Consider the following 15,398-nt stretch of genomic DNA (forward strand, 5'->3'; position numbering starts at 1 on the left):
ATCAGATCGTCGCGCCGTCGAGTTCGCCGATCATCTTCTGCATTTCGGCGCCGCCGGCCATCATGTCGAGCACTTCGTCCTTGCTGATGGTTTCCTTCGTGAACGTGCCGAGCGATTTGCCGCGATTGAGCAGCGTGAACGAATCGCCGATCGGATACGCGTGATGCACGTTGTGCGTGATGAAGATCACTGAAATGCCTTTCGCGCGCGCCGTGTGTATCAGTTTCAGCACGTTGAAGCTCTGCTTGACGCCGAGCGCGGCAGTCGGTTCGTCGAGAATCAGCACGCGTGCGCCGAAATGAATCGCCCGCGCGATCGCCAGGCATTGCTTCTCGCCGCCGGACATCGTGCCGATGGGCTGATGCGGGTCGCGCACGTTAATACCCATTTCGGCGAGCTTGTCGCGTGCGGTGGTTGCGCTGGTTTCGAGGTCCATCACGTTGATGAAACCGAACAGTTTCTTTTGCGGCTCGCGGCCCATGAAGAAGTTGCGTGCGACCGAGAGCAGGGGCACCAGGGCCAGATCCTGATAGACGGTGGCGATGCCGAGGTCGAGTGCGTCTTTCGGCGACTCGAACAGCACGGGTTTGCCGTCGACCAGATATTCGCCTGAAGAAGGTTTATGTACGCCGGCCAGCGTTTTGATCAATGTCGATTTTCCCGCGCCGTTGTCGCCGAGCAGGCAGTGCACTTCACCGCGCTTCAGGCGCAAGGTTACGCCGCTCAGCGCGATGACCTGGCCGAAGTACTTGCTGACGTTTTCGAGTGCGAGGATCACGTCGCCCTGTGGTTCAGCCGGGGTGTTCACGGTATTCGTATCGGACATGGTGGTCTCCTCGTTACGATTGCGCGACGCGGCGGCGCACGTAGTGATTGAACAGCACGGCGATCAGCAGCATCACGCCGAGGAACACGCGGAACCAGTCGGAGTCGACATTCGTGTAGGTGATGCCGATCTGCACGACGCCGAAGATCAGCGCGCCGAAGCAGGCGCCGATCACCGAGCCGTAACCGCCGGTCAGCAGCGTGCCGCCGATCACCGCGGCGATGATGGCTTCGAATTCGGCCTGCAGGCCGCGGTCGGCCGCGGCGGAGCCGATATCGCACACTTGCAGCACGGCGAACAGGCACGCGCAGAAAGCGGTCAGCACGAACAGCGAAATCTTCACGCGCCGCACCGGCACGCCGACGTTCTTGGCCGCGTTGGCGTCGCCGCCGACCGCGAAAATCCAGTTGCCGAAGCGGGTCTTGGCAAGGGTGAACGCGCAGACCGCAGCGAGCGCGAACCACCACAGCAAGACTTTCGGAATGCCCGGCACGAGCGGATTGCCGTTGTCGAGCAACTTCACGACGCCGATGTGGCCGAGCCAGACGAACAGGCCCTTGAACGCGACGCCCTGGAACAAGGTATGAGCGAGCCAGTCGTGAGCGGCGACGTCGCCTACGCCGGAGATGATCGTGCGGTCGGCGAACATGACCGACAGGGCCAGCGTGAGACCGCGCAGTATGAAAAGAAACGCCAGCGTCACGATGAACGACGGCAGCCGCGTGCGCATTACCAGATAGCCGTTGAGCGCGCCGAGCAGCATCGATCCGGCGAACGCGAACAGGATCGACAACGCAATCGGCCAATGGAAGTACATGGTGGGCAGCGCGACCATCATGCCGGAGAAGCCGATCATCGAGCCGATCGACAGATCGAACTCGCCGGCAATCATCAGCAGGCACGCACCGACCGCGATCAGGCCGAGATAGGCGGCCACTTGCGACCAGTTCATTACGCCGTCGAGGTTGAACATGCCGGAGTTGCCGGCCGCTATGCCAAACACGAGGAACACCATCACGGTGCCGGCGAGGGCGGCGAATTCCGGACGGTTCAGCAGATGCCGGAACCACGATTCCTGACGCATACGCTCATCGGCCGCCGCTGGCGCACCACCGGATGTCGACCCTGGTGTGGTCCCCGTGCCGGAAGGGGGTTGCTTGCGGGGATGAGGATGGAAGGGGTTGGCTACGCCCATTGAAGCTCTCCTTGATGCGCCTGGGGATGGCAGTCGCTAGCGGCCCGAATCGAACCGCTGTGACCCCTGGCGCGGAATACACGTAAAGCGCACGTAAAACGCACGTAAAGCGCACGCAAAGCGCACGTAAAACGTAACGAACGCGGACGTGGGGCGGCCTGGCCGGTTGCGGCCGGCCGCTTCCACTTTCTTCATACCCGCCGGAACGGTGCTCCCGTGTCCGCACTTCCAGCGAAATGCGTTAGCGATACTGCCCGGCGTACTTGATCACCTTGTCGATATTGGCCTTGGTGATGAAGCCCGGGCCGGAGCCGATATTGCGCGGCCCATAGGCGGGTGCCAGGCCGTAGGTGGCGAGGCGTTGCTGGAACTTCGGATTCGCCTGCAGGATCTGGCGGATCTTGGCCGGATCTGTGGTGTGCTCCTTCTTCACGATCGCCAGCACGGCAACCGGGATATAGCCTTGCAGGTAGGGTTGCTGGTCGATCGCGAACTGGATCGTGCCGTCCTGGATGCCCTTCGCGATGTCATTGTCGAAATCGAACGTCGCGAACCAGATCTTGCCGGCGAGGCCCATCTGCTGCAGCGCCTTGATCGTCGGCGCCGCCGACAGCGGACCGAGCGTGAGCACCGCCTGGGTGTTCGGGTGGTTGCGCAGATACGCGCTCACTTTCGACTGCACACCGGTCGGGTCCTGGCCGGCGTCGAGCGTGGAGGACTTGAAGTCGACACCGATCGCGTCGGCAAAGCCTCGGCAGCGTTCGAAGGAAGCCGGGTTGGTCGCGTAATGGTTGACGCACAGGAACGACTTGATGCCCGCTGCCTTCGCCTTTTCGCCGGCCGCCTTGCCCGCGGTGTATTCAGGCTGGCCGACGTGCATGATTGCGCCAAGCTGCGCGCTTTGCTCTTCGGTGCCGGAGTTGATCGTGACGAGCGGAATGTGTTTCTCGGTCACTTTGGAGATCGCGCTCTTGAGCACGTCGAAGTCAGCGATCGAGACGATCACGCCGTCGTAATTACGCGCGGCCGCCTGTTCGATCAGGCGCGCCATGTCGGCGATGTCGCCATTCGGCGGATTGCGGTAGTCGGTCTCGACGTTGAAATCTTCGTCGGCCTGTTTGATGGCGTTCTTGATGGTGTTCCACCACGAATCCGAATCCGGCGCGTGGCTGATCAGCACGAAGTGAGCGTCAGCCGCGCGGGCGGCGGATGCCGCTCCGAATCCCATCGCCAACGTTAATGCCGTCGCCAGAATCCTGAGCGTAGCCTTGCCCTTGCAAAGTCTCATTGTCTCCACCTTTCTCGGTCTGTCGTTATTGAAGGGAGCGTCTGGCGGGCGGCCTTCCGACTGCGTGCGTTGCGGCATGCGTCAGCCGATGCGTCATCGCTCACGATCAAGATTAGGCGATCTTCCGAAGCGTTGCAATGAAAATTTCATAACAAATAAAAATAGAAAATACGTTCCATTTGATGCCGCGCCTGCCTATAATCGGCAGCGTCAGGAGGCTGTGCGGCGGGCGCTGGAAGCGCTTTGCGCACTGCAATAAAGCAAGGAAGAAAGAGCCATGGCGGAAGAGAGCACCGAAGATTTGCCGAGCGTCGAAGAATTGATGCAGCGCATCGCGGAAAACTACGAGACGCTGCCGCGTCAATTGAAGAATGTCGCGACGTATATCGAGCAGCATCGCTCGAGCGTGATGGTGGATCGCACCAGTGACATTGCCGCGAGCTGCGGCGTCCATCCGTCGGCCGTGGTGCGCTTTGCACAGCGCTTCGGCTTTTCCGGCTTCTCCGATTTGCAGTCGGTGTTTCGTCAGGCTTATACGGGCCAGGGCACCTCGTCGCCGAGTTACCAGCAGCGGATTCGCAAGCTGATCGACGAGAAGCCCGGCGCGTTATCCGGTGGCGCGGTGGCGCGCGAATTCATCGCGGCCTCACGTGGCGGACTTGAAGAACTCGAAGCCGGTCTCGACGACCAGCAGTTCGATGCTGCCGTGAAGATGCTGCAGCAGGCCGACAACATTTATGTGATCGGCGTGCGGCGCTCGTTTCCGGTGGCGAGCTATATCGTTTACGCGTTGCAGCACACGCCCAAGCGCGTGCATCTGGTGTCCGGTTTCGGCGGAATGTATCGCGAGCAGATTCGCAGCGTGAAGAAGGGCGACGTGGTGATCGCGATCAGTTTCGCGCCCTACGGCAAGGAAACGCAGTACTGCCTGCGTGTCGCGCATCATCACCAGGCGAAGACGCTGGTTATTACGGATAGCCAACTTTCTCCGCTGGCGCGTTATGCCACGACTCAACTGTATGTGAAAGAGGGCAGCGCGTTCGCGTTTCGCTCGCTGACCAGTACGATCTGTTTGTGCCAGGCGTTGTTCATCGCGCTCGCGTACAAGCTCGAACTGAACGTTGAAGAATCCAAAGACACTGGAGGATACGATGACTGACGCGGTAAAGACGATTGACGTGGCGGTGTTCGGCGCGGGAAGAATCGGCAAGATTCATGCGGCGAATCTGGCGCGGCAACCGGGTGTGCGGCTCAAGTATGTGGTCGATGTGAACCGCGAGGCGGCCGCGGCGCTCGCCGCTGCGCACGGCGCGCAGGTTGCGGATATCGATGGCGCGATGGGCGATGCGTCGATCGGCGCGACGGTGATCTGTTCGAGCACGGACACACACGCGGATCTGATTATCAAATCGGCCGCGCAGAAGAAGCATGTGTTCTGCGAGAAACCGGTCGATCTGACTTTGGAGCGGGCGCGTGCCTGTGCCGCGGCGGTGGAAAGTGCGGGCGTGGTCAGCATGATCGGCTTTCAGCGCCGCTTCGACCCGACTTTTTCCGCGTTGAAAGCGCGCATCGACGCAGGCGAAATCGGCACACCGGAGATGCTGGTGGTGACGAGCCGCGATCCGGGCGCGCCGCCGGTTGAGTACATCAAGCATTCGGGCGGCATTTTCAAGGACATGCTGATTCACGACTTCGATATCTTCCGCTGGATTCTCGACGACGAAGCCGACACCTTGCACGCCACCGGCAGTTGCCTGTCCGACCCGGCGATCGCCGACGCGGGCGATATCGATTCGACTGCGGTGACGATCCGCACGAAGCGCGGCCGGCTGTGCCAGATCAACACGGCGCGGCGTGCGGCCTATGGGTACGATCAGCGCTTCGAGGTGCTCGGCAGCACCGGCATGCTGCAGGCGGGCAATGTGCGGCCGACTGAAGTCACCGCGTATTCGAAAACCGAAGTGTCGAGCGACGTACCCGAGGCGTTTTTCCTCGAACGGTATCGTGCGGCGTACGCCTTGGAGATCGCGCATTTCTTCGATGCCGTCACGCATGGCAGGCCGGTGCGCACGACCGTTGCGGACGGCCTGAAAGCGCTCGAACTCGCCGATGCCGCCACGCGCTCGTGGCGCGAGGGTCGCGCGGTGAAACTTGGCGAGGCGCTGTGATGACGACGGCTTCGTCTGGGAGTGGGCGGCTTCGTTTGGGTGTGGTCGGCTTGGGGCGGCTGGGCAAGCGGCATGCGGAAAATCTGGCATATCGGGTGCCGGGGGCGTCGCTCGTGGCCGCTTGCAGTCCGGTGGAAGAGGAGCGGGCGTGGGCGCGCGAGGCGTTGCCCGAACCGCGTCTCTATGACGACTATGCGGCGTTGCTCGCGGATCGCGACGTGGATGCCGTGTGGCTCGTGACGCCGTCGTCGTTGCACGCGCAGCAGATTATCGATGCGCTGCGCGCCGGCAAACATGTGTTTTGCGAGAAACCTTTGTCGCTGGATATCGCCGAGTGCGAGCGCGTGTTGGCTGAGGCTGCGCGCCATCCGCATCTGCTGGCGACGATTGGCTTCATGCGGCGTTTCGATCCGAGCTACAAGGATGCGTTCGACAAGATTCAGTCGGGCGCGATTGGCAGACCTTTTCTTGTGCGTTCGCAGACCACCGATAAGAACGATGAAGACGGCTTTTTTGTGCGTTTCTCGGCGACTTCCGGTGGGATCTTTTTGGACTGTACCGTGCACGATATCGATGTTGCGCGTTGGCTGCTTGGGAAGCCGCGGGCCAAACGCGTTTTTGCGGCGGGCGCGGTTGCGTTGCACGAGGGTTTGCGTGAGTTCGGCGACGTCGATAACGGTGTGGCGATCTGCGAATTCGAGGATGGCAAGCTTGCGATGTTCTATGCGTCGCGCACGCAGGCGCATGGGAATGATACGCATAGCGAAGTGATTGGTACGGCGGGTGCGTTGGCCATTGGGCGCAATCCACGCGCGAATCGCGTTGAGATTTATGATGCCTCCGGCATTCGGAATGAATGTACGCCGAGTTTTTTTGATCGGTTCGAGGAGGCGTTCTTGTTTGAGGCGCGGGAGTTTGTTGCTGCTGTGGCTGGCACTGGTGCGTGTGCCGGTGCGCAAGCGGGGGCCACGCTGGCTGATGCGCTTGAAGCTACGCGGATTGGGATGGCACTGCGGCAGTCGCTGCTGAGCGGGGAGGCTGTGGGGTTGTAGGCTAGGGAGGGTGCCTGCGGCGGTGGGGTTGGGCTTGTTCGGCGGTTTTGTTGTTGATATGGATTTTAGGCGTTGCCGTGGTGGGTTCGTGGTCTGTTCTGTTTTTGGTCTTTTGGTCTTTTGGTCCTTTGGCCTTTCCTTGCTGTGTTAGTGGTCTATTAGCGTTGCCCCTGTGCGGGGCGGTACTTACTTTCTTTGCCGCCGTGTATAGACCGGAGACATGGTTGACAAACGTGCGGAGACATCATTGACACTTTATGGTCAGTGATTGTCGCTCCTCAGGTCAAGGGTGAGGATGCGGTGATGGGCAAACCAGAATTCAAATACGCCGTCTTCGCCCGGCTTTGCGCGTGCCGCAACCGGCAGTCCATAAAGTGCATTCGAGACCTTGAGGTGCCGTCCTTCAAAGCGTAGCCGGCCATCCGATTTAACCAGCAGCACCACGTCATCCGGGCCGTACTCCGGCTCCGGCAGGATCGATGGATACGCCCGGGGGCTCGGCCGGTAACGGCTGATGGGCGTGTCCATGCCGATCGCCTCATGCGGGCGCTCGCAGTTATATACGGTGCGCCAGCGGTCCAGTTCCTGTTGCACGTGCTGCTGGGTAGCGAAGCTTCGTCCGTTCAGTACTTCAGCCTTCAGCGTACGGTGAAACCGCTCGTCCTTGCCGTTGGTCTGCGGGTGGTAAGGCCGGCTGTAACTGATGCGGATACCCAGCCGGATCAGCCAGACGGCCAGCTCGGTGAGCTGACCCGGACTGCCAGGCGAACCCCACGGCGAGCCGTTATCGGTATTGATGCGTAACGGCAGGCCATAGTGTCCAAACGCCTCCCGTAATCCCGTCTGCACGGTAGCGGTGTCGGTGGGTCCACAGGCGCGCAGCAGGATGCTGAAGCGCGAGTGGTCGTCGAGTACCGTCAGGGGGCTGCAGCGCCCCTTCCCGAGGGTCTCAAAGTGCCCCTTGAAGTCCATCTGCCAGAGTACGTTAGGCTGCTCGTGCTCAAAGCGCTTCCAGGGTTGGCTCATCGCTGAATCGGCCGGCAGGATCAGGTTGTGCCGGTGCAGGATGTCGGTCACGGTGCTGGGCTGCGGCACCGCCTCAAGGCCCAGATCACGCAGGCGCCGGCTGATCTTGCGTCCGCCCCAGCGCGGATGGGTCTGGCGCAGCCGTACCACTTCCTGCTCCATCGCAGTGGGGGTCTTCGACGGACTGCTGAGCGGGCGTCGGGATTGATCTGCCAGCGCATGCTCGCCGCGATGGAGCCATTTGTAGCCGGTCTGCCGGCTGATGTTAAAGCGCTGGCACAGCTCGGTCATCGTCAGCGTGTCCTGACTGGCCAGATGAACAAATTCCTGTCGGAGGCTCATGGTGTCTCTTGCGTTCCAGGGCATGGTCGGGACCGGGCGTTTTAGGGGGGTGTCAGAATTTCCGTGTTTAAGGCGTTTGGAGAATTACACGGGTGATCTGATGAAGCGATCCTGATAGAGGATAGCGAATTGGTTCATGGCCGTCTTCCAGTCGTGAGCGGCATGTCCCCAGTTCGCCGTGATATTTCGCAAGGCCAGCCAGATGAGCTTGGTGGCGGCCTCGGCACTCGGGAAGTGGCCGCGGGTCTTGATGATCTTGCGCAACTGGGCATTGATGCTCTCAATGGCATTTGTGGTGTAAATAATCTTGCGTATCGCGGGGGGAAACGCAAAGAACGGGATCACGCGGTCCCAGGCACTGCGCCAGGCCATGCCAATCATCGGGAGTTTCTGGCCCCATGGCCCATCGGCAAACGCGTCGAGTTCAGCTTCGGCCGCTTCCGCGCTGGGTGCCGTGTAGATCGGACGGATCGCTGCGGCCAGTGCCCGACGATCTTTCCAGCTCGAATAATCCAGGCTATTACGGATCAGATGGACGATGCAGGTCTGCAGCGTGGTGGCCGGGAACACGGCGGCCAGTGCTTCGGGCATGCCCTTGAGACCATCCGTGACGGCGATCAGGATGTCGTTGACGCCGCGCGTCTTCAGATCATTGAAGACCTTCATCCAGAACTTGGCGCCTTCGGTGCCTTCGATCCAGAGTCCGAGAATGTCGCGTGTGCCGTCCGGCAGCACGCCCAGTGCCAGATAGACCGCCTTGTTGCGTACCACGGCGTCTTCGCGGATCTTGACGCGCAAGGCATCGAAGAACACGACCGGATACATGGGCTCGAGCGGCCGGGTTTGCCAGGCGCTCACTTCGGCCATCACCTCGTCGGTCACCGAGCTGATGAAATCAGGCGAGACCTCGGTGCCGTACTGCTCTTGCAGGAAACCCTGAATCTCCCGGACCGTCATGCCACGCGCGTACATGGCCACGATCCTGTCGTCGAAGCCGGTGAAGCGGCGTTCATGCTTGGGGATCAATATCGGCTCGAAGCTGCCATCACGGTCGCGGGGCACCTCGATGCGGATTGGACCGTCTTCGGTCAGAACCGTCTTGGCACCACGGCCATTGCGCTGGTTCGTGGCGTGGGCCGGCCTGGCGGCGCCCGACGGATAGCCGAGATGGTGGTTCATCTCGCCACCCAGCGCACGCTCGATCAGGGCCTTCTTGAGCGCCATCGTGGCGGCATTGATGGCTTCGGCCGTCATCGGGCCGTTGCCGAACTGTTCAAGCAGCTCGGCAGGAATTGCCGGCAGGTCTACCGGCTTGGCTTTCGGTTTGCGAGGCATAGTCACTCCTTGGCGACATGTTATGCCTCAAACACGAAATTACTGACAGGCCCCGTTTTAGTACCCGGAAGTGTCAACCATGTCCCCGCACACCTGTCAGCTATGTCTCCGGTCTATACACGGCGGCAAAGAAAGTAAGTGCCGCCCCGCACAGGGGCAACGCCAATAGACCACTAACGCAGCAAGGAAAGGCCAAAAAACCAGGAGGGCAACCCCAAACAGACCACGAACCCAGCAAGAAAAGACCAAAGCACCAAAGAACCACAAAGAGCCAGATCACGAAAACCGCCGAACAGGCCCCAAACCATCCCCCAAAAGCCCGCCGCGCCCAGCGCCCCTTATAATCGAGCATTCTTTGCATCCACCAGCAGACCGAAAAATGAGCGAGACCCCGAGCGACCCGACCTCTACGCTTGCCAAAAGCTTCGAGCCCCACACCATCGAAGCCCACTGGGCCCCCGAATGGGAAAAGCGCGCCTACGCGGCGCCCACCTTCGACGAGAACAAAAAAGACTTCTCGATCCAGTTGCCGCCGCCGAACGTCACCGGCACCCTCCATATGGGCCATGCGTTCAACCAGACGATCATGGACGGCCTCACCCGCTATCACCGAATGCTCGGTGAAAACACCCTGTGGGTGCCGGGCACGGACCACGCAGGCATCGCCACGCAAATCGTCGTCGAACGCCAACTGGACGCCCAAGGCATCTCGCGCCACGATCTCGGCCGCGAAAAATTCACCGAACGCGTCTGGGAATGGAAGCAGCAATCCGGCTCGACCATCACGAATCAGGTGCGCCGCCTCGGCGCGTCGATCGACTGGTCGCGCGAATACTTCACGATGGACGACAAAATGTCGGCCGCCGTGCGCGATGTGTTCGTACGCCTGTATGAACAAGGCCTGATCTACCGCGGCAAGCGCCTCGTGAACTGGGATCCGGTGCTGCTCACCGCCGTCTCCGACCTCGAAGTGGTCAGCGAAGAGGAAAACGGCCACCTCTGGCACATCCAGTATCCGCTCACGGACGGCTCGGGCCATCTGACGGTCGCCACCACGCGCCCGGAAACCATGCTCGGCGACACGGCCGTGATGGTCCATCCGGAAGACGAGCGCTACGCGCACCTGATCGGCAAAACGGTCACGCTGCCGCTGTCCGGCCGCGAAGTCCCGATCATCGCCGACGACTACGTCGACCGCGAGTTCGGCACCGGCGTCGTCAAGGTCACGCCCGCGCACGATTTCAACGACTATCAGGTCGGCCTGCGCCACAAGCTGCCGATGATCGAAATCCTCACGCTCAACGCGAAGATCAACGACAACGCGCCGGAAAAATACCGGGGTCTGGACCGTTTCGAGGCCCGCAAGCAGGTCGTGGCCGATCTCGAAGCGCTCGGCGCGCTCGAATCGGTCAAACCGCACAAGCTGATGGTGCCGCGCGGCGACCGCACGGGCGTCGTGATCGAGCCGATGCTGACGGATCAATGGTTCGTCGCGATGAGCAAGCCGGCGCCGGAAGGCACCTTCAATCCGGGCAAATCGATCGCCGAAACCGCGCTGGACGTGGTGCGCAGCGGCGAAATCAAATTCGTGCCGGAAAACTGGAGCACCACCTATTACCAGTGGCTCGAAAACATTCAGGACTGGTGTATCTCGCGCCAGCTCTGGTGGGGCCACCAGATCCCGGCCTGGTACGGTGAAAACGGCGAAATCTTCGTCGCTCAAACCGAAGAAGGCGCGCGCGAGAAGGCGGCGGCGGCCGGTTACACGGGCTCGCTCAAGCGCGACGACGACGTGCTCGACACGTGGTTCTCGTCCGCGCTAGTGCCGTTTTCGTCGCTCGGCTGGCCTGCGCAGACGCCGGAACTGAAGCACTTCATGCCCTCGTCGGTGCTGGTTACCGGCTTCGACATCATCTTCTTCTGGGTCGCGCGCATGGTCATGATGACCACGCACTTCACCGGCAAGGTGCCGTTCGACACGGTCTACGTGCACGGTCTGGTGCGCGACGCCGAAGGCCAGAAGATGTCGAAGAGCAAGGGCAATACGCTCGATCCGATCGATATCGTCGACGGCATCGACCTCGACGCGCTGGTCGCCAAACGCACCACCGGCCTGATGAATCCGAAGCAGGCTGCGTCGATCGAAAAGAAAACCCGCAAGGAATTCCCGGACGGCATTCCGGCCTTCGGCACGGACGCACTGCGCTTCACGATGGCGTCGATGGCCACGCTCGGCCGCAATGTCAACTTCGACCTGGCGCGTTGCGAGGGCTATCGCAACTTCTGCAACAAGCTGTGGAACGCCACCCGTTTCGTGCTGATGAACTGCGAAGGCCACGATTGCGGTTTCGGCAAGCCGGAACAATGCGGCGAATGCGGCCCGGACGGACACCTGAATTTCTCGGCGGCCGACCGCTGGATCGTGTCGCGCCTGCAACGCGTGGAAGCGGAAATCGCCAAAGGCTTTGCCGACTATCGTTTCGACAATGTGGCCAACGCCCTATACAAGTTCGTATGGGACGAATACTGTGACTGGTATCTCGAACTCGCCAAGGTTCAGATCCAGACGGGTCAGCCGAACCAGCAGCGCGCAACACGCCGCACGCTGCTGCGCGTGCTCGAGACAGTGTTGCGGCTTGCGCATCCGGTGATTCCGTTTATTACCGAAGCGCTGTGGCAAAAAGTAGCGCCGTTGGCCGGCCGTTACCCGCAGGGCAAGGCAGAGGGCGAGGCGTCCATCATGGTGCAGCCTTACCCCATTGCCGAACCGTCGAAGCTCGACGAAGACGCGGAGCAATGGGCGGCCGACCTGAAAGCAGTGATCGATGCGTGCCGGAATCTGCGTGGCGAGATGAATCTGTCGCCGGCGGTCAAGGTGCCGTTGCTCGCGGCTGGCAACGCCGAGCGCCTGCGCACCTTTGCGCCGTACGCTCAGGCATTGGCCCGTTTGTCGGAGGTGCAGATCATTGCCGACGAGGCAAGCCTGGACGCGCAAGCGGATGGCGCGCCAATTGCTATCGTAGGAAATGACAAGCTTGTGTTGAAGGTGGAAATCGATGTCGCCGTTGAGCGCGAGCGTCTGTCAAAGGAAATCGCCCGGCTTGCAACGGAAGTCATCAAATGCAACGCAAAATTGCAAAATGAAAGCTTTGTTGCAAAGGCACCACCGGCGGTCGTTGAGCAGGAGCAGAAAAGGCTGGCAGAATTTGAAACGACTATCGGCAAGCTGAAAGCCCAATTGGCTCGTTTGCCGGCCTGATCGACGCTCCGCGCCTGCCCCGTGGGCGGGTGCGGATCAAAGCTAAACCAGAGGATTCAGGGTAATCACATGCTAAAAGTTACAAAGGCAGTATTTCCGGTAGCAGGTCTGGGCACCCGGTTCCTCCCTGCCACGAAGGCAAGCCCGAAGGAGATGCTGCCGATCGTCGACAAGCCGCTGATTCAATATGCGGTGGAAGAGGCAATGGCGGCCGGCATCACTGAAATGATCTTCGTCACGGGCCGCAGCAAGCGCGCGATCGAGGACCATTTCGATAAGTCATACGAAATCGAGGCGGAACTCGAGGCACGTGGCAAGGCCAAGCTGCTGGAACTGGTGCGCAGCATCAAGCCGAGCCATGTGGACTGCTTCTACGTGCGTCAGCCGGAAGCGCTCGGCCTTGGCCATGCGGTGATGTGCGCCGAAAAGCTGGTGGGCGATAACCCGTTCGCCGTCATTCTCGCGGACGATTTGCTGTACGGCACGCCGCCTGTGATGACGCAGATGATCGAGGTGTTCGATCACTATCACAGCTCGGTGATCGGTGTCGAAGAGATCCCGGCTGCGGAGACGAAGTCGTACGGTATCGTCGACGGCAAGGAGTGGGAAGACTCGATCATCAAGATGTCGGGTATTGTCGAAAAACCGGAGCCGAGCGTGGCGCCGTCGAATCTCGGCGTGGTGGGCCGCTATGTGCTGAAGCCGCGGATTTTCGAGCATCTGCGCGCGCTGAAGCCGGGCGCGGGCGGCGAATTGCAGCTGACGGACGCGATTCAATCGCTGCTCGCCGATGAGCAGGTGCTGGCGTACAAGTACCACGGTACGCGTTTCGACTGCGGCAGCAAGCTGGGTTATCTGAAGGCGACGGTCGAGTTCGCTCTGCGTCACCCGGAAGTGGCAGCCGATTTCGAAGAATATCTGCGTACCCGTTCGCCGGTGCTGGAAGGCTGAGGAACTGGGCAGCTGCGCGCAGCTTCCTGCGCTGTTAGCCTCTCGCGATGGGCGTCAGTCAGGCGTAAAAAAGGCGCTGTGTTCCACATTCGTGGGCGCAGCGCCTTTTTGTTTGTTGTTTGTTCTTTAGCGGCGCTTCATCAGAAAGGTAAAGACCTTGTCATGCGCCGAGCTTTCGACGATTTCGTTGCCGGTTTGCTTCGCGAACGCGGCGAAATCGCGTTGTGAGCCCGGATCGGTCGCCAATACCTTGAGGATCTGGCCGCTTTCCATGTCGGCGAGCGCCTTTTTGGCGCGCAAAATGGGCAGCGGGCACATCAGTCCGCGTGCATCGACTTCCTTATGAACCTGAATTTGCATCGACGATGACCTTCGGGGGGAGACGCTGAAGCGTTGGATTTTACAGTAGGTGGCGGGGGGGCGCCTGAAGGCGGTTTGGGTTTGGTTTTTTTGTTGATCTGGTTTTGGGGTGTTGCTTTGCTGTGTTCGTGGTTTGTTTGGCGTTGCCCTTTTGGTCTTTTGGCCTTTCCTTGCTGTGTTAGTGGTCTATTGGCGTTGCCCCTGTGCGGGGCGGCACTTACTTTCTTTGCGGCGGTGTATAGACCGGAGACATAGCTGACAGGTGTGCGGGGACATGGTTGACACTTCCGGGTACTAAAACGCCCGGTCCCGACCATGCCCTGGAACGCAAGAGACACCATGAGCCTCCGACAGGAATTTGTTCATCTGGCCAGTCAGGACACGCTGACGATGACCGAGCTGTGCCAGCGCTTTAACATCAGCCGGCAGACCGGCTACAAATGGCTCCATCGCGGCGAGCATGCGCTGGCAGATCAATCCCGACGCCCGCTCAGCAGTCCGTCGAAGACCCCCACTGCGATGGAGCAGGAAGTGGTACGGCTGCGCCAGACCCATCCGCGCTGGGGCGGACGCAAGATCAGCCGGCGCCTGCGTGATCTGGGCCTTGAGGCGGTGCCGCAGCCCAGCACCGTGACCGACATCCTGCACCGGCACAACCTGATCCTGCCGGCCGATTCAGCGATGAGCCAACCCTGGAAGCGCTTTGAGCACGAGCAGCCTAACGTACTCTGGCAGATGGACTTCAAGGGGCACTTTGAGACCCTCGGGAAGGGGCGCTGCAGCCCCCTGACGGTACTCGACGACCACTCGCGCTTCAGCATCCTGCTGCGCGCCTGTGGACCCACCGACACCGCTACCGTGCAGACGGGATTACGGGAGGCGTTTGGACACTATGGCCTGCCGTTACGCATCAATACCGATAACGGCTCGCCGTGGGGTTCGCCTGGCAGTCCGGGTCAGCTCACCGAGCTGGCCGTCTGGCTGATCCGGCTGGGTATCCGCATCAGTTACAGCCGGCCTTACCACCCGCAGACCAACGGCAAGGACGAGCGGTTTCACCGTACGCTGAAGGCTGAAGTACTGAACGGACGAAGCTTCGCTACCCAGCAGCACGTGCAACAGGAACTGGACCGCTGGCGCACCGTATATAACTGCGAGCGCCCGCATGAGGCGATCGGCATGGACACGCCCATCAGCCGTTACCGGCCGAGCCCCCGGGCGTATCCATCGATCCTGCCGGAGCCGGAGTACGGCCCGGATGACGTGGTGCTGCTGGTTAAATCGGATGGCCGGCTACGCTTTGAAGGACGGCACCTCAAGGTCTCGAATGCACTTTATGGACTGCCGGTTGCGGCACGCGCAAAGCCGGGCGAAGACGGCGTATTTGAATTCTGGTTTGCCCATCACCGCATCCTCACCCTTGACCTGAGGAGCGACAATCACTGACCATAAAGTGTCAATGATGTCTCCGCACGTTTGTCAACCATGTCTCCGGTCTATACACGGCGGCAAAGAAAGTAAGTGCCGCCCCGCACAGGGGCAACGCTAATAGACCACTAACACAGCAAGGAAAGGCCAAAAGACCAAAAGACCAAA

General features: G+C 60.8%; 12 protein-coding genes. 6 read left to right on the forward strand and 6 right to left on the reverse strand.

The window, feature by feature from the left end; all coding sequences use genetic code 11:
* Position 1: 1 nt before the first annotated feature.
* The 3 genes from GH665_RS05315 to GH665_RS05325 all read right to left on the reverse strand — a co-directional run bounded on the left by GH665_RS05315 (position 2) and on the right by GH665_RS05325 (position 3,309).
* Entirely contained in the window at positions 2 to 826 is an 825-nt protein-coding gene (locus tag GH665_RS05315) for an ATP-binding cassette domain-containing protein (RefSeq protein ID WP_030101394.1), read from the reverse strand.
* Between the two features lie 13 nt (positions 827 to 839).
* Positions 840 to 2,021, reverse strand: coding sequence for an ABC transporter permease (locus tag GH665_RS05320; protein ID WP_153134959.1), 1,182 nt, complete (start codon positions 2,019 to 2,021; stop codon positions 840 to 842).
* Between the two features lie 241 nt (positions 2,022 to 2,262).
* On the reverse strand, positions 2,263 to 3,309 hold the full coding sequence (locus tag GH665_RS05325) for a sugar ABC transporter substrate-binding protein (protein WP_153134960.1): 1,047 nt from the start codon (positions 3,307 to 3,309) through the stop codon (positions 2,263 to 2,265).
* Between the two features lie 277 nt (positions 3,310 to 3,586).
* Between GH665_RS05325 and GH665_RS05330 the strand changes: the two genes are divergently transcribed.
* From GH665_RS05330 to GH665_RS05340, 3 genes are read left to right on the forward strand one after another with little or no spacing between them, the layout of a single operon-like run.
* On the forward strand, positions 3,587 to 4,468 hold the full coding sequence (locus GH665_RS05330) for a MurR/RpiR family transcriptional regulator (RefSeq protein ID WP_028199113.1): 882 nt from the start codon (positions 3,587 to 3,589) through the stop codon (positions 4,466 to 4,468).
* Positions 4,461 to 5,477: an inositol 2-dehydrogenase gene (gene iolG, locus GH665_RS05335; protein WP_153134961.1), complete on the forward strand. Its 1,017-nt coding sequence runs from the start codon at positions 4,461 to 4,463 to the stop codon at positions 5,475 to 5,477. The genes GH665_RS05330 and iolG overlap by 8 nt, the downstream gene beginning before the upstream one ends.
* Positions 5,477 to 6,529, forward strand: a complete 1,053-nt coding sequence (locus GH665_RS05340; RefSeq protein WP_153134962.1) for a Gfo/Idh/MocA family oxidoreductase — start codon at positions 5,477 to 5,479, stop codon at positions 6,527 to 6,529. The genes iolG and GH665_RS05340 overlap by 1 nt, the downstream gene beginning before the upstream one ends.
* 261 nt (positions 6,530 to 6,790) lie before the next feature.
* Here the strand turns inward: GH665_RS05340 and GH665_RS05345 are convergent, their stop codons facing one another.
* Positions 6,791 to 7,921, reverse strand: a complete 1,131-nt coding sequence (locus GH665_RS05345) for an IS481 family transposase (protein WP_153134963.1) — start codon at positions 7,919 to 7,921, stop codon at positions 6,791 to 6,793.
* A 60-nt stretch (positions 7,922 to 7,981) separates the two neighbouring features.
* Positions 7,982 to 9,232: an IS256 family transposase gene (locus GH665_RS05350; RefSeq protein ID WP_153134964.1), complete on the reverse strand. Its 1,251-nt coding sequence runs from the start codon at positions 9,230 to 9,232 to the stop codon at positions 7,982 to 7,984.
* A gap of 379 nt (positions 9,233 to 9,611) precedes the next feature.
* Here GH665_RS05350 and GH665_RS05355 point away from each other — a divergent pair, with 379 nt between their 5' ends.
* Positions 9,612 to 12,491, forward strand: coding sequence for a valine--tRNA ligase (locus GH665_RS05355; protein ID WP_153134965.1), 2,880 nt, complete (start codon positions 9,612 to 9,614; stop codon positions 12,489 to 12,491).
* Positions 12,492 to 12,560: 69 nt separating this feature from the next.
* Positions 12,561 to 13,442, forward strand: coding sequence for a UTP--glucose-1-phosphate uridylyltransferase GalU (galU, locus tag GH665_RS05360; protein WP_028199110.1), 882 nt, complete (start codon positions 12,561 to 12,563; stop codon positions 13,440 to 13,442).
* 126 nt (positions 13,443 to 13,568) lie between these two features.
* Here the strand turns inward: galU and GH665_RS05365 are convergent, their stop codons facing one another.
* Positions 13,569 to 13,796, reverse strand: a complete 228-nt coding sequence (locus GH665_RS05365) for a sulfurtransferase TusA family protein (RefSeq protein WP_025600552.1) — start codon at positions 13,794 to 13,796, stop codon at positions 13,569 to 13,571.
* 321 nt (positions 13,797 to 14,117) lie between these two features.
* Between GH665_RS05365 and GH665_RS05370 the strand changes: the two genes are divergently transcribed.
* Positions 14,118 to 15,248, forward strand: coding sequence for an IS481 family transposase (locus tag GH665_RS05370; protein WP_153134963.1), 1,131 nt, complete (start codon positions 14,118 to 14,120; stop codon positions 15,246 to 15,248).
* Positions 15,249 to 15,398: the final 150 nt, after the last annotated feature.

Origin of the sequence: Paraburkholderia agricolaris, from assembly GCF_009455635.1 — a bacterium.
GTDB lineage: Bacteria > Pseudomonadota > Gammaproteobacteria > Burkholderiales > Burkholderiaceae > Paraburkholderia > Paraburkholderia agricolaris.